27 protein-coding genes and 1 tRNA gene are annotated in these 20,548 nt (G+C 65.0%); 17 read left to right on the top strand and 11 right to left on the bottom strand.

What is annotated here, in order from left to right:
* Nucleotides 1–82 precede the first annotated feature (82 nt).
* The 6 genes from rpsF to CQ050_RS00285 all read left to right on the top strand — a co-directional run bounded on the left by rpsF (nt 83) and on the right by CQ050_RS00285 (nt 4,029).
* Nucleotides 83–457, top strand: coding sequence for a 30S ribosomal protein S6 (rpsF, locus tag CQ050_RS00310; protein WP_006225050.1), 375 nt, complete (start codon nt 83–85; stop codon nt 455–457).
* A gap of 51 nt (nt 458–508) precedes the next feature.
* Nucleotides 509–832: a primosomal replication protein N gene (priB, locus tag CQ050_RS00305; protein WP_105554892.1), complete on the top strand. Its 324-nt coding sequence runs from the start codon at nt 509–511 to the stop codon at nt 830–832.
* A gap of 108 nt (nt 833–940) precedes the next feature.
* A complete protein-coding gene (gene rpsR / locus CQ050_RS00300; protein WP_006218308.1) occupies nt 941–1,213 on the top strand; it encodes a 30S ribosomal protein S18 in 273 nt (90 codons plus the stop codon).
* Nucleotides 1,214–1,227: 14 nt separating this feature from the next.
* Nucleotides 1,228–1,683, top strand: a complete 456-nt coding sequence (gene rplI / locus CQ050_RS00295) for a 50S ribosomal protein L9 (RefSeq protein ID WP_105554891.1) — start codon at nt 1,228–1,230, stop codon at nt 1,681–1,683.
* A gap of 127 nt (nt 1,684–1,810) precedes the next feature.
* The gene (locus CQ050_RS00290) at nt 1,811–2,650 is read left to right on the top strand and encodes a hypothetical protein (RefSeq protein ID WP_105554890.1); all 840 of its coding nucleotides are present in this window, start codon (nt 1,811–1,813) and stop codon (nt 2,648–2,650) included.
* Nucleotides 2,647–4,029: a replicative DNA helicase gene (locus CQ050_RS00285; RefSeq protein ID WP_006218311.1), complete on the top strand. Its 1,383-nt coding sequence runs from the start codon at nt 2,647–2,649 to the stop codon at nt 4,027–4,029. Before CQ050_RS00290 ends, CQ050_RS00285 begins: the two co-directional genes overlap by 4 nt.
* A 63-nt stretch (nt 4,030–4,092) precedes the next feature.
* Here the strand turns inward: CQ050_RS00285 and CQ050_RS00280 are convergent, their stop codons facing one another.
* The 5 genes from CQ050_RS00280 to CQ050_RS00260 all read right to left on the bottom strand — a co-directional run bounded on the left by CQ050_RS00280 (nt 4,093) and on the right by CQ050_RS00260 (nt 7,763).
* Entirely contained in the window at nt 4,093–5,070 is a 978-nt protein-coding gene (locus tag CQ050_RS00280; protein WP_105554889.1) for a bile acid:sodium symporter family protein, read from the bottom strand.
* Nucleotides 5,071–5,182: 112 nt separating this feature from the next.
* Entirely contained in the window at nt 5,183–6,163 is a 981-nt protein-coding gene (gene pdxA, locus CQ050_RS00275; RefSeq protein WP_105554888.1) for a 4-hydroxythreonine-4-phosphate dehydrogenase PdxA, read from the bottom strand.
* Nucleotides 6,160–6,468 (bottom strand): hypothetical protein, encoded by a 309-nt coding sequence (locus CQ050_RS00270; RefSeq protein ID WP_105554887.1) that lies wholly within the window; start codon nt 6,466–6,468, stop codon nt 6,160–6,162. The genes pdxA and CQ050_RS00270 overlap by 4 nt, the downstream gene beginning before the upstream one ends.
* 82 nt (nt 6,469–6,550) lie before the next feature.
* A complete protein-coding gene (locus CQ050_RS00265) occupies nt 6,551–7,009 on the bottom strand; it encodes an Lrp/AsnC family transcriptional regulator (protein ID WP_006225043.1) in 459 nt (152 codons plus the stop codon).
* 148 nt (nt 7,010–7,157) lie between these two features.
* Nucleotides 7,158–7,763: a hypothetical protein gene (locus tag CQ050_RS00260; protein ID WP_105555536.1), complete on the bottom strand. Its 606-nt coding sequence runs from the start codon at nt 7,761–7,763 to the stop codon at nt 7,158–7,160.
* A 170-nt stretch (nt 7,764–7,933) separates the two neighbouring features.
* Between CQ050_RS00260 and CQ050_RS00255 the strand changes: the two genes are divergently transcribed.
* Together CQ050_RS00255 and CQ050_RS00250 are read left to right on the top strand one after the other, a co-directional pair.
* Complete coding sequence (locus CQ050_RS00255) at nt 7,934–8,179, top strand: hypothetical protein (protein ID WP_006225041.1); 246 nt, start codon at nt 7,934–7,936, stop codon at nt 8,177–8,179.
* A gap of 225 nt (nt 8,180–8,404) precedes the next feature.
* Entirely contained in the window at nt 8,405–8,638 is a 234-nt protein-coding gene (locus CQ050_RS00250; RefSeq protein ID WP_105554886.1) for a hypothetical protein, read from the top strand.
* Nucleotides 8,639–8,645: 7 nt separating this feature from the next.
* Here CQ050_RS00250 and CQ050_RS00245 read toward each other — a convergent pair whose 3' ends face one another.
* Together CQ050_RS00245 and CQ050_RS00240 are read right to left on the bottom strand one after the other, a co-directional pair.
* Nucleotides 8,646–9,209, bottom strand: a complete 564-nt coding sequence (locus tag CQ050_RS00245) for a DedA family protein (protein WP_105554885.1) — start codon at nt 9,207–9,209, stop codon at nt 8,646–8,648.
* Nucleotides 9,206–10,645, bottom strand: a complete 1,440-nt coding sequence (locus CQ050_RS00240; RefSeq protein WP_105554884.1) for a PLP-dependent aminotransferase family protein — start codon at nt 10,643–10,645, stop codon at nt 9,206–9,208. Before CQ050_RS00240 ends, CQ050_RS00245 begins: the two co-directional genes overlap by 4 nt.
* A 169-nt stretch (nt 10,646–10,814) precedes the next feature.
* Here CQ050_RS00240 and CQ050_RS00235 point away from each other — a divergent pair, with 169 nt between their 5' ends.
* From CQ050_RS00235 to CQ050_RS00220, 4 genes are all read left to right on the top strand, one after another.
* Nucleotides 10,815–11,204 carry a hypothetical protein gene (locus tag CQ050_RS00235; protein WP_105554883.1) on the top strand — a complete coding sequence of 130 codons (390 nt, stop codon included), beginning with the start codon at nt 10,815–10,817 and terminating at the stop codon, nt 11,202–11,204.
* A 20-nt stretch (nt 11,205–11,224) separates the two neighbouring features.
* Nucleotides 11,225–11,301, top strand: a tRNA-Met gene (locus tag CQ050_RS00230).
* Nucleotides 11,302–11,484: 183 nt separating this feature from the next.
* Nucleotides 11,485–11,829 carry a hypothetical protein gene (locus tag CQ050_RS00225; RefSeq protein WP_105554882.1) on the top strand — a complete coding sequence of 115 codons (345 nt, stop codon included), beginning with the start codon at nt 11,485–11,487 and terminating at the stop codon, nt 11,827–11,829.
* Nucleotides 11,830–12,252: 423 nt separating this feature from the next.
* Nucleotides 12,253–13,509: a TIGR03862 family flavoprotein gene (locus CQ050_RS00220; RefSeq protein WP_105554881.1), complete on the top strand. Its 1,257-nt coding sequence runs from the start codon at nt 12,253–12,255 to the stop codon at nt 13,507–13,509.
* 19 nt (nt 13,510–13,528) lie between these two features.
* Here the strand turns inward: CQ050_RS00220 and CQ050_RS00215 are convergent, their stop codons facing one another.
* From CQ050_RS00215 to CQ050_RS00200, 4 genes are all read right to left on the bottom strand, one after another.
* A complete protein-coding gene (locus CQ050_RS00215) occupies nt 13,529–13,930 on the bottom strand; it encodes a hypothetical protein (protein ID WP_105554880.1) in 402 nt (133 codons plus the stop codon).
* Between the two features lie 69 nt (nt 13,931–13,999).
* Entirely contained in the window at nt 14,000–14,359 is a 360-nt protein-coding gene (locus CQ050_RS00210; protein ID WP_105554879.1) for a hypothetical protein, read from the bottom strand.
* A gap of 71 nt (nt 14,360–14,430) precedes the next feature.
* Entirely contained in the window at nt 14,431–15,471 is a 1,041-nt protein-coding gene (locus tag CQ050_RS00205) for an LLM class oxidoreductase (RefSeq protein WP_369868179.1), read from the bottom strand.
* A gap of 64 nt (nt 15,472–15,535) precedes the next feature.
* A complete protein-coding gene (locus CQ050_RS00200) occupies nt 15,536–16,171 on the bottom strand; it encodes a glutathione S-transferase family protein (protein ID WP_105554877.1) in 636 nt (211 codons plus the stop codon).
* 260 nt (nt 16,172–16,431) lie between these two features.
* Between CQ050_RS00200 and CQ050_RS00195 the strand changes: the two genes are divergently transcribed.
* From CQ050_RS00195 to CQ050_RS00175, 5 genes are all read left to right on the top strand, one after another.
* Nucleotides 16,432–16,563, top strand: coding sequence for an entericidin A/B family lipoprotein (locus CQ050_RS00195; RefSeq protein ID WP_105555535.1), 132 nt, complete (start codon nt 16,432–16,434; stop codon nt 16,561–16,563).
* Nucleotides 16,564–16,688: 125 nt separating this feature from the next.
* Nucleotides 16,689–17,120 (top strand): BPTD_2524 family lipoprotein, encoded by a 432-nt coding sequence (locus tag CQ050_RS00190; RefSeq protein ID WP_105554876.1) that lies wholly within the window; start codon nt 16,689–16,691, stop codon nt 17,118–17,120.
* 3 nt (nt 17,121–17,123) lie between these two features.
* Nucleotides 17,124–17,534 (top strand): hypothetical protein, encoded by a 411-nt coding sequence (locus CQ050_RS00185; RefSeq protein WP_105554875.1) that lies wholly within the window; start codon nt 17,124–17,126, stop codon nt 17,532–17,534.
* Between the two features lie 108 nt (nt 17,535–17,642).
* Entirely contained in the window at nt 17,643–18,935 is a 1,293-nt protein-coding gene (locus CQ050_RS00180) for an aspartate carbamoyltransferase (RefSeq protein WP_105554874.1), read from the top strand.
* A gap of 134 nt (nt 18,936–19,069) precedes the next feature.
* The gene (locus tag CQ050_RS00175) at nt 19,070–20,491 is read left to right on the top strand and encodes a diguanylate cyclase (RefSeq protein WP_105554873.1); all 1,422 of its coding nucleotides are present in this window, start codon (nt 19,070–19,072) and stop codon (nt 20,489–20,491) included.
* The last annotated feature ends 57 nt before the right edge of the window (nt 20,492–20,548 follow it).

Raw genomic sequence — 20,548 nt, 5'->3', positions numbered from 1 at the left:
GGAACAGGGCAGTGCGACACCCATGATGGAAAGCGCGGGTGCAGGATGTTGGCCAGCGAGACATCCTCAAGGAGTTTTACTCATGCGTCACTACGAAGTAGTGTTTATCGTTCACCCCGACCAAAGCGAGCAAGTGCCCGCCATGGTCGAACGTTACCAAGCGCTGGTCACGGGCCAAGGCGGCTCGGTTCATCGCCTGGAAGACTGGGGTCGCCGTCAACTGGCCTACCCGATCCAGAAGCTGGTCAAGGCTCACTACGTTTGCCTGAACATCGAGTGCGGCCAAGCCACGCTGGATGAGCTGGAGCACTCGTTCCGCTACAACGACGCCGTTCTGCGCCACCTGGTCATCAAGACCAAGAAGGCCCAGTCCACGCCCTCGATCATGATGAAGTCGGTTGAGCGCGAAGAAGCCCGTAAGGCTTCGGCTGAAGCAGCGCCGGCTCAGGCCGAGTAAGCAGGGCTCACGCAGAGCTCATCCCGTGAAGCCCCCTTGGTGCACGGCAGGATGAACAAGCTGGAACTCAGCGCCCGCGTTCTTGAATGCGAGCCTTTGCGCCACACTCCCGCCGGACTGCCAGCGCTGGAAATGCTGCTGGCACACGAATCGGAAGTCATTGAAGCCGGCCACCCGCGCCGTGTCGAATTGACGATTACCGCCGTGGCACTAGGCGATCTGGCGTTGCTGTTGAAGAACACCGCGTTAGGGTCTGAATTGCTGGTGCAGGGGTTTTTGGCTCCCGCCCGCAAAGACTCGGTGAAGATCAAGCTGCATTTGCAGCAGGCACGCAAGGTCAGCGGCAGCGCAGGGCGCGATCCGCAGGTGGCTTGAAGGGAATGGGCAAAAGGTGCGAGAGCGCCTTCTGAATACGGATAGGTTATGGGAGTTTGGCCCGGTTATTGATAACCACCAGATCCCTCAAACATAGAGGCACATATCATGGCTTTCTTCGGAAAACGCAAAGAAAAACGCAAATTCACGCAGCAGAACCCGCTCTTCAAGCGTCGTAAGTTCTGCCGCTTCACCGCAGCCGGCGTCGAAGAGATCGACTACAAGGATCTGGACACCCTGCGCGACTTCGTGCAAGAAAACGGCAAGATCATCCCGGCTCGTCTGACCGGCACCAAGGCAATCTACCAGCGCCAGCTGGACACCGCCATCAAGCGCGCGCGCTTCCTGGCCCTGTTGCCTTACACCGACAACCACAACTAATCCGGGGCACTGAAATGCAAGTTATTCTGCTCGAAAAAGTCGTCAACCTGGGCAACCTGGGTGAAGTCGTTCGCGTGCGTGATGGTTACGCCCGCAACTTCCTGATTCCCCAGCGCAAGGCTCGTCGTGCAACCGACGCCGCCCTGAAGGAATTCGAAGCTCGCCGCGCCGAGCTGGAAAAGGTTCAGGCTGAAAAGCTGGCCGTCGCCCAAGCTCTGGGCGAGCGCGTCTCCGGCTTCCAGCTGAAGATCGCTCAGAAGGCCGGTGTTGACGGCCGTCTGTTCGGCTCGGTTACCAATGCCGACATCGCCGAAGCGCTGAAGAAGGCCGGTTTCGAAGGCATCGAAAAGGGGCAAGTGCGTCTGCCCAATGGCCAGCTGAAGTCGATCGGCGAGTTCCCGATCCAGGTCGCCCTGCACGCCGACGTTCTCGTCGACGTCACGGTTCTGGTTGAAGGCGAACTGTCCTAAGCCGGTACCCGCAGTACAAAGAAGCCGGCCCGCGCGCCGGCTTTTTTTCTTTTTGCCCGGCCGCCATTGCGTGTAGCCTTTCGGGCATCGCGCATGAAGCGCGCCACTGTTTCGTACCGAGGACCCTTTGACTCAGCCGCCCGTTCATCACAACGCGCCGCCCGGCCTGCGCGCCTGGCTTGACAGCGTTGATGCCTCGCGCGAACCCTCCGTGCGGGACGTGACGATCGATGGCGTGCGCTGCATCATCAAGCGCCGCCGCCCAAGCTTCGGCCGCGGCGTGGCCTATGCGCTGCGCTATGTCCGGGCCGTTTTGCTGGGCGTGGGCTGCAAGCTGTTCCTGGGTGAATTCCCGCGCCCCGGCGTGCTGTTGCAAAACGGCCTGGCCCATGAGGCCCAACGCCTGTCGACGCTGTTGCAGGCGGGTTGCCGCGTGCCCGAAGTGTGGTGGCAAGAGCAGGGCCTGCTGGTGCTGGAGTACGTGGGCGAAGACCTGGCCGACCTGATCCGCAACGAGGATTCCACCTCGCAGTTATGGCTGACTCGCGCGGCCGCCAACGACATGGCGACGTTCCACGCCCGTGGCATGTGGCATGGCGGCGCGCAAATCCGCAATATCACGCTGCGCGACGGCGAACTGTGGCGCATCGATTTCGAAGAGAACATCGGATCCACGCTGTCCCGCCCGTTAGCCCAGGCGTACGATCTGTTCCAGATGCTGGCTTCGCTCGTGTCTTTGCGTAAACTGCCAGATGAGGTAGCCGTGACGCTGGGTGAACTGGCGCTGCGCGTCTATCTCGAGAGCAACCCCGACCCCGAGGTCAAAGTTCGCCTGACGCGCCTGGCGCGCGTCCTGTGCGGCGTCGCAACGCCGTTGCGGCCCCTGTTGCGCCGGTTGCCCTCGCGCGACGTCCAAGGCTTTTTCCGCGCTGCCGATATCTTGCAGCCGTTACTATTGAAGTTATGAACACACCTGCCGATCCCCAGCTCGAATACCTGCGCGTTCCTCCCCATTCGATCGAGGCGGAGCAGTCGGTTCTGGGCGGCCTGCTGCTGGACAATACCGCGTGGGACCGCATCGCCGATGTGCTGGTCGAAGAAGACTTCTACCGCCACGACCACCGGCTGATCTGGCACCACATTGCCCGCCTGATCGGGCTGGCGCGTCCCGCCGACGTCATCACCGTCAATGAATCGCTGATCAGCGCCGGCAAGGCCGAAGATTCGGGCGGGCTGGCTTATCTGAACGCGCTGGCGCACAACACGCCGTCGGCCGCCAACATTCGCCGCTACGCCGAAATCGTGCGTGAGCGCGCCATGTTGCGCAAGCTGGTGTCGATTGCCGACGAGATCTCCTCGGCGGCATTGAACCCCCAGGGCAAGGAAGCGCGGCAACTGCTGGATGAAGCCGAATCCAAGGTGTTCAAGATCGCCCAGGAAGGCTCGCGCGGCGCCGCGGGCTTCCAGGAGATCCAGCCGCTGCTGACCCAGGTCGTCGAACGCATCGACGAGCTCTACCACCGGGAAGGCAGTTCGGACGTCACCGGCGTGCCGACGGGCTTCACCGACCTGGACAAGATGACCTCGGGCATGCAGGGCGGCGACCTGATCATCGTGGCGGGACGTCCGTCCATGGGCAAGACGTCGTTCTCGATGAACATCGGCGAACACGTGGCGATCGAACAAGGCCTGCCCGTGGCCGTGTTTTCCATGGAAATGGGCGCGGTGCAGCTGGCGATGCGGATGCTGGGTTCGGTCGGCTTGCTGGACCAGCACCGCATGCGTACCGGCAAGCTCATCGCCGATGACTGGCCCCGCGTGACCCACGCAGTGCAGCTCATGCAGGATGCGCAGGTCTACATCGACGAGACGCCCGCATTGAGCCCGATGGAAGTGCGCGCGCGCACGCGCCGCCTGGCCCGCCAGTGCGGCCAATTGGGCCTGATCATCATCGACTACCTGCAGCTGATGTCGGGTAACGGTTCCGGCGAAAACCGGGCAACCGAAGTGTCGGAAATCAGCCGATCGCTGAAGGGCCTGGCCAAAGAGCTGAACTGCCCGCTGATCGCGCTGTCGCAGTTGAACCGAAGCCTGGAACAGCGTCCGAACAAGCGCCCCGTGATGAGCGATTTGCGCGAATCCGGCGCTATCGAACAGGACGCCGACGTGATCCTGTTCATCTACCGCGACGAGGTCTACAACCCCGATTCGCCGGACAAGGGCACGGCCGAGATCATCATCGGCAAGCAGCGTAACGGGCCGATCGGCACGGTGCGGCTGACGTTCCAAGGGTCCAGCACGCGCTTCCTGAACTTCTCGGGCGCGCAGCCTCGCGACATGTACTGACGCCTGGCGATACCCCCAAAAAAAACCGCGCCGTGGCGCGGTTTTTTTACGTCTCGGGCGGGCTCAGCCTTCGATTTCAGGACGCTTGCCGTAGCGTGCGGCCAGGACGCCGCACACCATCAGCTGGATCTGGTGGAACAGCATCAGGGGCAGCACGATGGCGCCGACCGCGTGGCCGGCGAACAGCACCTGCGCCATCGGGATGCCGCTGGCCAGGCTCTTTTTCGAGCCGCAGAAGAGCAGGGTGATGCGGTCTTCGACATTGAAGCCCAACAGCTTGCCGGCCAGCGCGGACAGGCCCAGCGCCAGGGCCAGGATCACGGCGCAGCAGACCACCAGACCCACCAGGGCGGGGATCGGCGTGGTGCTCCACAGGCCTTCATTGATGGCTTCCGAGAACGCGGTGTAGACCACCAGCAGGATCGAACCCTGGTCGACGAACTTCAGCATCGCCTTGTGCTTGTGCACCCAGGCGCCGATCCAGCGGCGGGCGAACTGGCCCAGCACGAAGGGCAGCAACAGTTGCAGCATGATTTTTCCGACCGCGTCGAACGAGATCGGGGCGCTGCCGGCGTTGGCCACCACCGTGCCGACCAGCAGCGGCGTCAGGAAAATACCCAGCAGGCTGGATGCCGACGCGCTGCACACGGCGGCGGGCACGTTGCCGCGCGCCATGGAGGTGAACGCGATGGCCGACTGCACCGTGGCGGGCAGGCAGCACAGGAACAGGATGCCCAGATAAAGCTCGGGGGTCACCAGCGGTTCCAGCACCGGCTTGAGGGCCAGGCCCAGCAAGGGGAACATCAGGAACGTGGCGGAGAAGATGGTCAGGTGCAACTTCCAGTGCGTCAGGCCGGCAATGATGGCCTCGCGGGACAGGCGCGCCCCGTGCAGGAAGAACAGCAGGCCGACGGCAATGTTGGTGATCCAGCCAAATATCACGACGCCTTGGCCGTGCGCGGGCACGATGCTGGCGATGATGACGGTGCAGATCAGGTAGAGGGTGAAGCGGTCGGGCAGAAGGCGGACAAGGCGTGACATAAAGGGATAAAGGGCAAGTCGGGAAAGCGGCGGCGCGCAAGGGCGCCGGAAACGGGGCGTATTGTAGTCCCGCGCCCGCCGCGGCCCTAGGGCCCACGCCGGGCCGGAGCCCCTAGGGCGTCATGGCCAGCGCCAGATCGAAGGCGGCGACCAGCGAGGCCTGGTCGGCCACGCCGCGGCCCGCAATGTCGAAAGCGGTGCCGTGGTCGACACTGGTGCGCACGAAAGGCAGCCCCACCGTGACGTTCACGCCGTGGTCCAGTCCCAGGTACTTGACGGGGATCAGGCCTTGATCGTGGTACTGGGCCACGACGATGTCGAATTCGCCGCGGCGCGCACGCATGAAGATCGTGTCGCCGGGCCACGGGCCGCTGGCATCGATGCCTTCGTCGCGGGCGCGAGCGATGGCGGGCTCGATGATGTCGATGTCTTCGCGGCCGAACTTGCCGCCTTCGCCCGCATGCGGGTTCAGTCCGGCCACCGCCACCCGGGGCGCGGCAATGCCCATTTGCCGGCACGCGCGGTCGGCCAGCCGCATCGCGGTCAATTCGGCGTCGGGCGTGATGCGGGCGATGACGTCCGCCAGCGAGACATGGATCGTGACCAGCAGGACGCGCAGCTCGTCGTTGGCCAGCATCATGGCAAAGTCCTGCGTTGCGGAACGCTCCGCCAGGATCTCGGTGTGCCCGGGATAATCGATGCCGGCCTCGTGCATGGACTTCTTGTTCAGCGGGGCGGTGACGATCGCGCGGATGCGGCCGGCCTGCGCGTCGTCGATGGCGGCGCAGACGTAGTCGTAGGCGCCGCGCCCGGCGGCGGCGCTGATCTGCCCGGCGGGCAGGTCGGCCGGCAAGGCGGGGCTGCAGGCAACGACGTTGATGCGCCCCGCATCGGGCTGGGCCTGGTCCACGCTGCCGATTTCAACGATATCCAGGCGCGCGCCCAACTGGGCCGCGGCACGGCGCAGCGCGCCGGCGTCGCCGTACACCACGCAGGGCGCATTCAAGCCTCGCGCATACGCCTTGACGACGATTTCGGGGCCGATGCCGGCGGCATCGCCCATGGTGATTCCCACGGGCAGGGAGGATTTCACGATGCTTTGTCTTTAGGAGGATCGATGACGCCGCATTCGAATGTCACGGTCGCGCGCTTGGAGCCCAGGCCCGTCGCATGGTTGGACGTCACCTTGGGCTTTTGCAGCTTGCGGCCCAGGGATTGGCAGTATTGATCGGCGCGTTGCAGCGTCTGATTCTTGAGTTCGACCCAGGTCAGCAGCTGCGTGCCCGAACTGTACGTAACGCTGTACGTGTCCTTGTCGACGGACGTGACCTCGCTCATGCTGGAACAGGCGGCAAGCAGGGTCAACAGGGCGGCGGCGGAGGCAAGGCGTGCAAGCATGGGTTGTCCAGAAATCTCGTTATCCGCCATTACAACACCATGTCGGGCCGCGAGAAAAGGCGGGCGGCGCGGGGCCCGCGCGTCAGGGGGCAGCGACGGCGCTGCGGCGGTCCACCTTGCGGCTCAGCACGATCGACGTCTGCGTCTGCTTGACGCCGTCGATCAGGCCGATGCGGTCCAGCAATTCATCCAGCTGTTCATGGGTTTCACAACGCAGGAAAATCAGATAGTCGTAGGGGCCGCTCACGGAAGACACCTCTTCCACTTCGGGCATCCGTTCCAGTTCGCGGATCACGGCAGCGGGCGTTTTGGGCAGCACGCTGATGAAGCAGTAAGCGCGCACGGCGGCTTCTTCCAGTAGCCGGCCCAGGCGCACGCCATAACCCGAAACGATGTGCTCGCGCTCCAGCCGCGCAATGCGCGCCACCACGGTGGTGCGGGCCAGCCCCAGCTTGCGCGCCAGAATGGCGGCGGGTTCGCGCGCGTTGGCGGAAAGCAGGCTGAGCAGTTGCCGGTCAATGGCGTCGAGTCGTTCGTTCATGCGGAGGGCGAAGGGGCGGGGACAGGAGTGCCGACGGTACAGGCCGCGGCATGCCGGCGTCAATGCGCAGGCATGCGCGCGGGTGGCTGCCAATGCTTGACGGCCGATGCGTGACTGCCGATGCGGCATGGGCGGAGAGGCGGGCGGCTTAGCCGTCGGATTCCGGCGGGATGCCGCCATGGTAGATGCGGCCGTCGAACTCGAAGCGCGTGATGGTCTTGTGCGCGGCGTCGAAGATGCGGTCGCGGCTGGCGTCGTCCAGCCCGTCGTGATCGGCGAAGCGAAAGCGGCACAGGTCGATGTCGCTGTCGTAGAACACCGTATGCACGAAGCGGCTGACATCGGATTCATGGGCGAAATGCGCGAACTCGCGCAGCTGCTCCATTTCGTGGAAGGCGCCGTTGCGGCTGACAAGCAGCATGCCGAATTTGCGCTCTTCGTCGGCCTCGGGTTCCGGCGCGGGCGGCGCTTCGGCGACCAGTGGGTCTTCGTAGTCGAAGCGGGCGCCAGCGTCGTGCATGGCGGCCAGCACCTTCTGCCATTCCCGCTCGTCCAGCGTCAGGCGGGCCATCATATAGAACAGGCGCTGGCGACCCAGCTGGCGCGGTTCGGGGCCGCCGGCGTAGCTGGGCCAGGGCGTGGCTGCATCCAACCCCGCCAGTTCCGCCATGCGTGCGTCGCTGTAGCCCAGGCTGTCCTGCAAGCGCTGCAGGGACTGGGCGTCCGGGGGGGCGTAGTTCTGGATCGTCTTCATGAGCGCGCTCCGGTGGCCCGGGGCGCCGTGGATGGCGCCGGGGGCGTGCGCCGCGGTGCCCTTGCGGCTACGCTTCATGCTAGCGCGGCGCGTGGCGCTTGCCTAGCGCCGTCGGGCCCGCAGCGCCATGCTAGGATTTGCGCCGACTCACAATGCCAGGAGGCTTATACATGGACATCCAGGAACAAATCGCCGTCATCGTGCACACCATTTCGCACCAGGGCGGCCGTATCGATGCGCTGAATTCGACCTTGCTGTCGATGCTGCATCTGGTCAAGGCGTCGCCCGGTTTGCGCGAAGCGATCGAGGCCCAACTTGAGCAGAACTACTCCAGCCTGCTGGCCCGCTCCGAAAATCCGCAATACGTGGCGGGTTTCGAAAGCGTGCGCGACATGATCGCCACCGCGCTGAAGTAACGGTTCCGCGCGGAAGTTACCCACAGCTTCTGTGGACAAGCCTTGGGATAGTCCGGGCATAGATGCGTAATTTCCTTTGTTAACAAGGGCTTGGAAAGGGCGGTCAAAGGTGGCTCCTTTTGCGCTTTCAAAGTCCCTGTTTCAATGTCCTACACGGGACGCCCAAGCCGGGTAATATGCGGCCCCATGCGGACTCAGTATCGATTGGAACACCGGGGCGGGGCCATGTTGGCCCGCGTCTCGGAAGCGGCAAAGCTGGCGGCGTTCGACCCCGGCAAACTTACTCCCGAAGCGCGCCAGAGCTGGGAGCGCATGGGGCATGGCTTCAAGGCCTGGCACGACTTCGACCAGCGTCATCCCATCCTGCGCCGTCTGGCGTTGCTGCCGCTGATCGGCGGCTGGTACCGCAAGGCACGGCGGCGTCACGTGCTGTACGCCAGCGGCCGCGTCGTCTGTTGACTTCCGGTCAGCGCCTGCGCCGTGCGGCGAGGTGGTATGCCAGCCAGATCGCCACGCCGATCACGGCGGCCACCGCCAGTTTGGTTTCCACGCCATGCAGGCGCCCCAGCAGCGACTCGATGGTCTGCCCGAAGACGTAGCCCAGCAGGCTGAAGCCTGCCGCCCAGATGGCGGCGGCGATCGCATTGAGCACCAGGAAGCGCAGCGCCGGCACGCGGGACATACCCAAGGCCACCGGACCGACGGTGCGCAGCCCATACAGGAAACGCAGGCTCAGGATAAAGCCGTGCGGATACCGGTCGACAAGCGCCAGGGCGCGTTCGAAGGCGGGCTTCTCGCGGATGCGCCGCACCAGACGGTGATCGCGATAGCGCCGGCCCAGGAAGAACAGCAACTGGTCGGCCACGAAAGAACCGGCGAAGGCGCACAGCATCACTTCGGGCAAGCGCAGCAGATGCTGATGCGCCAGGAATCCCGCGAACACCACCACGCTTTCGCCTTCCAGGAAGGTGCCGCCCAGCACGGCCCATAAACCGTAGTCGACGATGAACTGGTGCAGCGCCGGATTCATCCCTCGCGCTCGCCGACGATGCGCGCCAGGGTCAGCAGGGCGCGGGAGATGTCAGGCGTGGTGCGCTGGCCGCAACTGATGCGCAGGAAGTGGTTATAGCGTGTGCCATTCGAAAACATCGCGCCCGGCGCGACGCGGATGCCTTGTTCAAGCGCGGCCTCGAAAACGTCCATGCCCGACCGGCCGCCGGGCATTTCCACCCACAGCAGCATGCCGCCTTGTGGCACGCTCAGGCGGGTGCCGCGCGGAAAGTGCGCGGCAATGGCTTCGGCCGTCTGGTCGCGCTGGATTTTCAACAGCCTGCGCAGTCGTGCCAGATGCCGGTCATAGGCACGCGATCCCAGGAACTCGGCAACCGCGATCTGCGCCAGGGGCTCGTTGGGCCGGCTTTGCGCGAACTTCAGCATGGCGATGCGGGCCTTCCAGCGCCCGCCCAGCAGCCAGCCCAGGCGCATGCCCGGCGCCAGGGTCTTGTGCATGGATGAGCAATAGATGACGTTGCCGGTCGCGTCCCAGGACTTGGCCGCGGCGAGCGGGGTGTCGTCGTCGGTCAGGGCGCCATAGGTGTCGTCTTCGATCAACGGCACCTGCTGGCGTTCGCACAGCGCCACCAGCCGGGCTTTTTCCGCGTCGGGCATCACGCAGCCCAGCGGGTTCTGAAAGTTGGGCACCACGACGACGGCGCGGATATTGCCATGCGTCTGGAAAGCCAGGTCCAGCGCCTCGATCGACAAGCCGTTCTGCGGACTGGTGGGAATCTCCAGCGCCCGCATCCCGAGGCTCTCCAGGATCTGCAGCAGGCCGAAGTAGGTCGGCGATTCGACGGCGATGGTGTCGCCGGGCCGCGCCACCGCGCGCAGCGCCAGGTTCAGCGCTTCGATGCAGCCGTGCGTGACGATGACGTCGTCGGGCGTGGCGTTGATGCCGTTGGCCAGCGCGCGGCGCGCCAGCACCGTGCGCAGCTCCGGATGGCCTTGCGGCGGGACGGGGCTGACCAGCACCTGCGGCGACATGCGCAGGGCTCGCGTCATCGCCTGTTTCAGCGCTTCCATCGGATACGCCTCGGGCACCGCCGCAGCCAGCGCGAAGTTGGCGCTGACGGGATGCGCCTCGCACTTGGCGATGAAATCCGAGACGCGGTCATGAATGCCCACGTACTGCGCTGCGCCGAGTGTCTGGCGGATGTCGGGTTCGTTGACCGGCGGGATGCTGTTGCGGCGCGGTTGCAAGACGAAATAGCCCGAGCGGGGCCGGGCTTCGATCAGCCCGTCGTCTTCCAATTGGCGGCACGCCTGCAACGCGGTGGACAGGCTGACATGATGGGTGCGCACCAGCGTGCGGACTGACGGCATGCGCTGGGCGGGCGCCAGCACGCCCGTCTGGATGGCGCGCCGATAGTGGTTCGCCAGGCGGAGGTACAGCGGTTGTGGGTCCATGCGCCGATCATGCTCCCCGAGGTTGGAATGAAGGTAGGCACAGATTCATGGAAAGTACACCATAACAGCATCGAAATCGAGCATCTGCATCGGTACAGAAAGGCGCGGGGTGTGGCTGTTGCGCAAAGCAGGGGCCGCGTAGCCTGTCACGGTCCGACTGGAGATCACCATGAATGCCGAACCCGACGCCCAATTCACCCAACCCGCGGCCCATCGCCTGGAAATCGCCACCGGCGCATGCCGGTTTTTGACGCTGCGAGCCGGCGCAACGCTGGTCTGCGTGGCGGGCAGCGTGCGCGTCGAAGAGCCATCGGCCGGCGTTGAAGCCGCGAATGGCCTGGTTATGCCGGTGCCCATCCGCCTGAATGCGGGTGAAGCGCACGGGGTCGGCTACGGTGGGGCAGTGCGGGTGACGGCGATTGCCCCGGCGGAGGTGATTTGTTTGGACGTTCTGGGTCCTTTGGACCGCTTTTTCCGGCTGGCGGCGAGAATTTTTCGAATAAATGGGCCTGAAAACACGAATAATCCGCTGGTTGCGCTGCACAAGATTTCAAACTGATGTATAGTTCAAACATCAGACGCGGGGTGGAGCAGTCTGGCAGCTCGTCGGGCTCATAACCCGAAGGTCGTAGGTTCAAATCCTGCCCCCGCAACCAGTTTCAGAGAAAAAGCCGCGATTCCAATCGCGGCTTTTTTTCGTCCTTTTTTTGTCTGTGACTTGCCTTGGGTCAATCCTTTGTTCCAGCCCGGAGTTTCCCGGGTATTGCAGGCCGCACAGCGCCGCAGCCCTGAGCTACCATGGGTCACGCGCGCTAGTTCGCCGCACTCGAGGAGGGTCCATGGGTACCGCAAAATACGATCATCCCGGCTATGTCGCCGACGCCGGCGCCGAAGGCAAGTATCACGTCGGCATCTGGTGCCCGCACGGTTACCCCGCGCACATCCATATCGGCCGGCCAGCGGAACGCGGTGATCCCCAGGCGCTGCTGCGCCTGCGCATTCCCGACGGTGTCTTCCAGTCACTCCCCGACGATCCCGAAACCCTGTGCCGTCGTGCGTTGGGCCAGGCCATGGACGCCGGCCTGCTGCGTTCGGTGGGCGTGGACGGCGAATACCAGGAGTTGCGTTTCCAGCTGGACGCGGAACCCTGGTCGGGCCCGATGCAGGCGGCGGGGAACGCCTGACGCCGGAAAACGCCTGACGGGGGAAGTTACCCACAGCGACTGTGGACAAGCCTTGGGATAGCCTTTGCGCATGTCCAAATTGTCCTGTCATAACAAAGGCTTGGCGCCTGCGGTCAATAAATGGCCGGCGCCGGGCCTTTTTTTCTGCACCCGCCACCTTTTCACGGCGTGGGGGGGCTTTTTCCCGCCGGGCCGCCCCAAGGGAAAAAGCGCCCCCTCGGGGGGGCAGCAAGCATGCGAAGCATGCGCGGCGTGGGGGCCAAGGGAGAATTGCGCCGATGGGGCCTCCCTTTCGGTTTTAGTCGTCGTGCGACAATCCTTCCCTTCGCGGCGCGCACCGCGTGCCGCCTGTCCTGACAACCTTGATTTCCCCATGCCGTGTCCTTTGACCCCGCACGCCCCCGCCTTGATGGCGCTGGCGCCATGACCATGAACGCTTCCAAGCGCGTCGCCGTCATCGGTGGCGGTCCGGCGGGCCTGATGGCGGCAGAGGGGCTGGCTGCCCAAGGCCTGCAGGTAGACGTATTCGACGCGATGCCCTCGGTCGGCCGCAAGTTCCTGATGGCGGGGCGCGGCGGCTTGAACCTGACGCACAGCGAGCCCGCGGCCCCGTTCCTGGCGCGCTACGGCGAGCGCGCCGCGCAAGTGGCACCCTGGCTTGCCATGATGGACGCCGCCGCGTTGCGGGAATGGGCGCATCAACTGGGCGTCCAGACCTTCGTGGGGTCGTCGGGACGCGTCTTTCCCCAGGAAATGAAGGCGGCGCCGTTGTTGCGGGCCTGGCTGGCCCGGCTGCGTGCAAGCGGCGTGCGCTTTCATATGCGGCATCGCTGGTTGGGGTGGCCGGCAGGCGATGCGCCGTCCGCGCAAGCCCTGCGGTTCGACACTCCGGAAGGCATGCGCACCGTGGCGGCAGATGCCGTGGTGCTGGCCTTGGGCGGCGGAAGTTGGGCCAAACTGGGATCGGATGGCGCCTGGGTCGCCGGATTGCAGGCGCATGGCGTGAATGTGACGCCGCTGCGCCCCGCCAACTGCGGCTTCGACGTGGCGTGGTCCGAGCACTTCCGGCAGCGCTACGCAGGCCAGCCGGTCAAATCCGTCTCGATGTCGTGTTCGCTGCCCGCTGGCGGCCTGTTGGCCCGGCAGGGCGAATTCGTGGTGTCGCAGACGGGTATCGAGGGCAGTCTGGTCTATGCGCTGTCCGCGCCCTTGCGTGATCGGATTGACGCGCAAGGGCAGGCCGTCGCCACGCTGGATCTGGCGCCTGACTGGTCACAGGAAAAGGTCATGGCCGCGGTCACGCATCCGCGTGGGGCGCGCTCCATGTCGAGCCATCTGCAAAGCCGCCTGGGGTTGACCGGCGTGAAAGCCGGCCTATTGCGCGAATGCGCTTCCGCGGACGATTTCAAGGATCCGGAGCGGTTGGGGTTGCGGATCAAGGCCCTGCCACTGACGCTTCTACGCGCCCGTCCCATGGACGAAGCCATCAGCACCGCAGGGGGGGTGTCGTTCGATGCCGTGGACGCCAACCTGATGCTGCGCCTGGCGCCGGGCGTGTTCGCCGCGGGCGAAATGCTGGATTGGGAAGCGCCCACGGGGGGCTATCTGTTGACGGCCTGCATGGCCAGCGGCCGAGTGGCCGCGTTGGGCGTGACGGGTTATCTGGCGGGCAAGCCCTAGGGGCTTTCGCCTGCGCGGCTCAGGAACCCGTGGGGTAGGGCGCCATGCCCAGCGGCGTGCGCGGCGCCAGGTCGCCCACGACATGGCCCACGACTGGCGGGCCGCCGTCGGGCTGCGTGATGATGCCGATGACGCGCGTGATCGCGCTGGCGGGAATATCGGTGCCGTGGGCAGGATCCTGCACCAGTTGCCAGATCGTGGCGACCGGGTCCACATCCCCCTGCGTTTCCGTCGAGGTATCCAGGCAGCTGCGGGCGAAGAAGGACCAGTCCGAAGCGCTGCAAGGCAGGCCATGCGCGGTAGCCAGGCGGGCCAGGGCAAGCGGCGCGTCCGGCTGGCCAGCAGCGTGCTGGGCGGCAGCGCCCAGCGAGACATCCAGCGACAGCAGGCGGAGAAACTCTACGACGTTGTCTGAATTCATTGTGGGGGTCTCCTGTGGCTGTTCTGGTTCAGTGCCGGCCGCCGCTGACGGGCCGGGAATAAGGGGCGTTTAGCCGGGGCCTTGCCCCAGCATCGACACCAGCGATTTCTTCAGGCGGGCTGAAAAAATCGGTACCGTATGAGAAACGCCGTTCCGGTCGACGCCTTCCTTGAGTTCGACCGATTGTCCCAGGAAAATTTCCGGCGCGGCGTTGATTTCGTTGTAGCGGGCCAGCAGTTCGTCAACGTGCGCTTGCGCATCAGCCAGGGTGCTGCTGTCCGCGAGCTTGCCAGCGGCATGGGCTTGCAGAATTCGGTGCAGATCGTCGATGAACAGCGCCAATGCCGCTTGTCCACGGCATTGCGGCTGTTCCCAGCCCCAGCCCTGGGGGGCTGCGCCAGCGTTCTGCGGTACAGGTTTTTTGTTCATTTTCGAATCCTAATCCATTGCCGGCAAATACGCGACCGCCGCGGCCGGGCCGCATTGTAGGCCGGACCGGTCTACCAGCGGGCGGGGGCGGGAGCCACGCCGTCATGCGAGGGGAAGTGGGGCAGGACCTCCTCGGCCAGTTCCTGGATCACTTCGGCAGGCGGGCGTTCCGAGAACTGGATGCCAAGCGCCGCGTGGTTGACGCCGGCCGCTTGCCAACGTGCCAGCAGGTCCAGCAGGCCCCGGCGGCCCGTGCGCAGCACGTAGCCGCCTTGCATCGGCGTGCGCGGATGGTCCGGATCGGCGCTCAAGTCCAGCCATTCATTGGTCGCGTGCGGCCTGAACCCGGCATCCGGGATCAACGCGCGCCAGGAGCGGATCTTTTGCGCCAGCCGTTGCGGGCCGGCGTCGTCGTGGGTGCTGTCGGGATAGGTCAGCCAGCCGTCCGCGTGTTCGCCGACCCATTGCGGCGTCTGGCGGCAAGAGCCCGTGATCAGCAACGGCACGCGCCCCGCCGACGGCTTGGGCAGCAACTGCGGTCCCGCCAGCCGGCCCAGGGGCGAATCGATGGCGCCGTGAGGGGCTTGCATCAGCTGCCGGAAATAGGACACGGTTTGGGCAAACCGGTCGCCGCGCTGCGCGGGATCCAGCCCATAGGCGGGGAACTCGACGGGGCGGTCGCCCGAGGCGATTCCCATGACCAGCCTGCCGCCGGACAGCTGGTCCAGCGTGGCGGCCGCCTTGGCGAGATCGATCGGATGCCGCAATGGGAACACCGCGCTGCCCGTGGCGAGCGCGACGCGTTCGGTGCGGGCCGCCAGGTAGGCAAGATAGGAGAAGGGGTCGAACACCTGTCCCGCGTCGCCGAAGCTGGGATCGAAAAGAGGGACATCGCGAACCCATGCCGCGGCAAAGCCCCGGCGGTCGATGTCGGCGACCAGGTCGGCCTGGCCTTGCAGCACTGCCATGTCGCCTTGGTAGAACCGCAAGGGAAGGAAGATGCCCACCGTCAGCCGGTCGGGCGCGAACATGCGCCGGTAGCCGGGATGCATGGCAAACGCGGGCGCGGAGGCGCCAGAGGGAAGTGCCGGGGCGGGAGAGGAATGGGGCATGGAAACAGTCATAGGGGCAGTCGCGGAAGCAGTCATGGGGCCAGCGAGGAATGCGGCGGGAGGATCAGGGGCCGGTGGCCGGCTGGGGCAGGGCGATGCCGCGTTGGACGGCCGGGCGCAGGCTGGCCCGCAGGTGCCAGGCGCTGAGGTGCGCGTACTGGCTGAAATCGAATTCCGCGATCCGCGCAATGTGCATCCAGCCGAAGGTCGCGATATCGGCGATAGAGAACTGCTCGCCCGCCAGCCACTCGCGCGCTGCCAGGCGCGCGTCGAGCACGGCGAAGGTGTCTTCGCTTAAACGCCGATAGCGCTGGATGGCGGCGTCGTGGCGGTCTTTCGCAAAGCATTCGGCGTGCACGCGCTGGCCCAGCAGCGGCCCCATGCTGGCGCTGTGGAACATCAACCAGGTGATGGCCTCCCAGCGCGCCGCGGGATCGGCGGGCAGCAGGCGGCCCGTCTTGTCGGCCAGGTACAACAAGATGGCGGCCGACTCGAACAGGGTGATGCCGGTGTCGGCGTCATGCAGCACCGGGATCCGGCCATGGGGATTCAGCGCCAGGAAGTCCGGGTGGCGATGCGCGCCCTGGTCGATGCGCACATGGTGCAGCAGGTAGGGCACCGTCAATTCTTCGAGCGCGATGGTGATCTTGAAGCCGTTGGGCGAGCTGTCCGTATAGAGGTGCAAGGCAGGAGCGGTCATGGGCAAAAAAGAGAGAAAGGCTATTTCCTGGAATACAGGATTGAACCCATTCTGGATTCCGTGCCATCTGCCGTAAAACGATCATTCCTGCCGACTAAGGATAGATTTTCTAAAACCACAAGACGTGGGGCCACGACCTGGCCGCGGATTCCGTTGCGTGGCCTGACCGCCGCGGCTCGCGAGCGGAATCGGGATGATGCGCAGATTGGGGCCTTTGGGGTATGCTGGCTTCGGTTTCTAAGCCCAGACAGGAGAGGTTTATGAAGAACAGAGTCGTTCTCGTCATGCTGCTTTCGATCGCCGCCCTCACGGCCGGCTGCAACACTGTTGCGGGCGCTGGCAAGGACATCCAGCGAGGCGGTGAGAAAATCGAGGGCGCCGCGAACAAGTAGGCCGCCATCCCGTTGCCGCCTAGCCGGCTCAAGGCCACGCCAGAAATGTCCAGGCATTTCCCGCGTGGCCTTTTTGCAGCGGCTGGCATAATCGCGGGAGTCCGAATTTCAATGCGGGAAGAATCATGCGCAAGTCAGTATGGATGGGGGTGGCGGTGGCGGCTCTGTTGGCCGGTTGTGCAAGCAAGGGCGTCTACGAGGCCGACACCGTCAGAAAAGAGACCTTCAGCGTCGACACCAACTACCAGGCTGCATTCCGCCGTGGCGGTGAATATGTCCGCGCCTGCCATGTGAACGTGCAGCATCCCTACGGCGCCGCTTACGCATGGCGCCACACCCTGGGCGAAAAAGGCGCCCCCGACGAAATCCAGCTCTACAAGGTGGGCGAGCCTGCCACGGTGCTTGAGCTGATTTCAGCGGAGGCCGACGGCCCGGCCAAATCCAAGGTGACGGTGACCGTGCTGGGCGAAGGGCGTTGGGATGCGGCGGAAATCGCCGCCGCCCGGGCCTCGATCCAGAGCGCGACGCCGGTGTGCCGCACGGGCAACGGCGGCTGACGCATGGATCCCCGCGCACTGCAGCTTCGATCATCGGGCATGCCGTTCTCGCTGCTGGCGGGGGCGTTTCGTTTCCTGGGGTGGTTGAACGGGGGCGCGGCCTTGGCCCTGGTGGCCTTTTCGCTGGGGATCGTGGGCGGCGACATCGCCGCGCCAGACCTCCAATTGCCGCTGGCGCTGTTTCTGGCAGGACTGCTGGCGTCGTGCCTGGGGTTGCTGTTCGCCTATCTGGCGCAGGTCAGCTTGTTGCGCCAGGGCGACAGAGGGCATTCGACGCGCGGCCATTGGCCCGCCCAGCTGCTGGCGATGGTCTGCTACCTGCTTAGCGCCCTGGCGTTTTGCGGCGCCTGCTGGTTCTCGCTGGGGCAGGCCACCCCGGACGCCCAGCAAATGACGTCCTACGCGAGCCGCTAAGAATTCAAGAACAAGGGTAAACCCTTGTGCGCAAAAATGTTGGACTTGGACTTGTGTTGAGAATAATATGCGCGTTGCGTATATAAATCCTCTTTCTCGGGGCCCGTCATGACCATCTCCCAGCAAGCCTTTCTGCGCGACGCCATGCGCCGTCTGAACCTCACGCGCGACGTGTTCGCCACCCGGATCGGCGTGAAGCGCCGGGCCCTGGATACCTGGCTGCTGCCTGAGGGCTCGCAGGAATTCCGCGCGATGCCGGAAGTGGTCCAGCGCTTCGTCAGCGAAATCGTGCAGAACGGCGTTTTGCTGGAAAAGTATACGCAAAGCGTACAAGATGGGCCGTTGCGCGAGCGCATCGCCGTCGAAGGCAAGAATCAGCTGCTGTCGGTGGATCAGTTCACGCGCGAGTCGGTCGAAGACCTGTTCCGCGTGGCGGACATGATGCAGCCCATCGCGCGCCGCCAGAAGGTGTCGCGGGTGCTGGAAGGCGCCGTCCTGGGCAACCTGTTCTTCGAAGCCAGCACGCGTACCCGCGTCAGCTTCGGTTCGGCGTTCTGCCGCTTGGGCGGGTCGGTTTGCGACACGACGGGCTTCACGTTTTCGTCGATGGCCAAGGGCGAATCCATCTATGACACCAGCCGCGTCATGAGCGGCTACGTCGACGCCATGGTGATCCGCCATCCGGACCAGGGTTCGGTCGCGGAATTCGCGCGGGCAACCAACATCCCGGTGGTCAACGGCGGCGACGGCCCCGGCGAGCACCCCAGCCAGGCCCTGCTGGATCTGTACACGATCCTGACCGAGTTCTCGCGCCTGGGCAAACTGCTGGACGGCGCGCACATCGCGATGGTCGGCGACCTGAAGTACGGCCGTACCGTGCATTCGCTTATCAAGCTGATGGCGCTGTACAAGAACGTGAAGTTCTCGCTGGTGTCGCCGAAGGGCCTTGAAATGCCCAGCTACATCATCGAGCAGGCCAGCCGCAACGGCAACGTGATCGAACAGAAGACGTCGTTGGCCGAAGGGCTGTCCGGCGCAGACGTGATCTATGCGACGCGCGTGCAGAAAGAGCGCTTCGCCAACGAAGAGAACGAAGGCTACACGCCCGACTTCCAGATCAACCGCGCCATCATCGACGCCTACTGCAGCCCCGAGACCATCGTGATGCACCCGCTGCCGCGCGATAGCCGCCCGGGCGCCAATGATCTGAGCGTGGACCTGAACCACGATCCGCGCCTGGCCATCTTCCGCCAGACCGATAACGGCATCCCGATCCGCATGGCGATCTTCGCGGTGCTGTTGGGCGTGGAAGGGCTGGTGCAGCATTCGCTGCGCGACGTGACGTGGCAGCATCCGTCGCATGTCGGTCCCGATGACTCCGTCTTTCACGGCCTGGAATAAGCCACGCCGCCTTCCGCTCCGCCGGCAAATTGCACCTAGGCGGGCGGTCCTTGAGATTTGAAGGATAATCCGCGCTGTTTTGCCGTCGCGTGTCGCTCCAAGACACGCGCGGAGTCTTTGGGGCGGATGATCATATGTCTTCGAGCAATGGCGCGGTTCCGGCGTGGACGGGCGGCGCGGGCCAAGCGTGCTACCTGAGCGCGTCGAACGCGCAAGCCTGGGAAGCGGTCTATCAATCGGTCGACGCCTATACGCGTGGCCAGGTCGCGGCCGTGGTGGGTGATAGCGCCAAAGACTTGGTGGATGCCTTTTATTCCACCTTGCTGGCCGATGCCGAGGCCGGTCCACGCCTGTCCCATGAGATCGTGTCGACCCGCCTGCACAGCGGCATGAAGCACTGGCTGAAAGGCCTGTTCTGTGTGCGCGACCAGGGCGACATTGCCGCGCTGATGGCGACGCAGAAGAAGGTGGGCGAAGTGCATGCCCGCGTCCATATCCCCATCCATCTGGTGATGGCGGGCGCCCGCATCCTGAAGAACGAGATTGCCGAACGGCTGCGCGCAAGCGACCTGGACGGCACGGCCGCATCCATCGCCACGCAGTATGTCTGCAATCTATTCGACCTGGCGATCGAGCAGATGAGCCGTGCCTTCATGCGCGACATCAACCGCGGCGCGCGCAACGACGAGGCGTATCGCCTCTTCGCGCTGGGCCAGAATATTTCGACCGAACGCGAGCGCCAGCGCGCCGCGTTGCTGGAATGGAGCCAGGCCGTGCTGATCGGCCTGCACTACCGCGCCCCGGAGCAGGCGCTGCCGCGCCTGGCGGCATCGGAGTTCGGGTTGTGGCTGCAGCACAAGGGCGGTGTGCTGTTCGAAAGCGCGCCGGCGCTCAGGCAGATCACCGAGGCGGTCATGCGGCTGGACGATGTCGTGCTGCCGCAGCTGATGCTGGCGGATGCGCAACAGCAGGTGCCGATGCCCGACCAGGTGCGCGAGCTGCAGGAACTGGTGGCGCGCATCAAGCATCTGCTCAATGGCCTGTTCGACATGGTGGCCGAGATCGAGAGCGGCAGCGACCCGTTGACCAATGTGTTGAACCGGCGCTTCCTGCCGTCGGTGGTGGGACGCGAAATCGCCATCTCCAGGCGCCAGGGCAGCCGATTTTCGGTGCTGCTGCTGGACATCGACCATTTCAAGGCGATCAACGACGCGCACGGGCATGCCGGCGGCGATCAGGTGCTGCGGCAGTTCGCGGAAGTGGTGCATCAGGCCTGCCGGTCCAGCGACTTCGTGTTCCGCTACGGCGGTGAAGAGTTCCTGGTGGTGCTGGTGGACACGGGGCAAGAGGCCGCGGTGGCCGCCGCCGAAAAACTGGGCGCCGAAATCCGGCGGCACGCGTTCTCGATTCCGGAAGCCGGCGCCTTGCGCATCACGGCAAGCATCGGCGTGGCGACGTTCGACGGGCACCCGGACTATGCCTATTTGATCGATCGCGCCGACAAGGCCTTGTACCGCGCCAAGCAGGCCGGCCGGGACCGCAGCGTCGCCGCCTGAGGGCGGCGGCAAGCCAGCCTGCGTTCGCCAGTAAAAAGGCCGCTCTGAACAAGAGCG

This window comes from Achromobacter sp. MYb9 (genome assembly GCF_002975275.1).
GTDB lineage: Bacteria > Pseudomonadota > Gammaproteobacteria > Burkholderiales > Burkholderiaceae_B > Achromobacter.
Note: the sequence above shows the minus strand (reverse complement) of the source record. Positions and strands in the feature narration are given on the sequence as shown.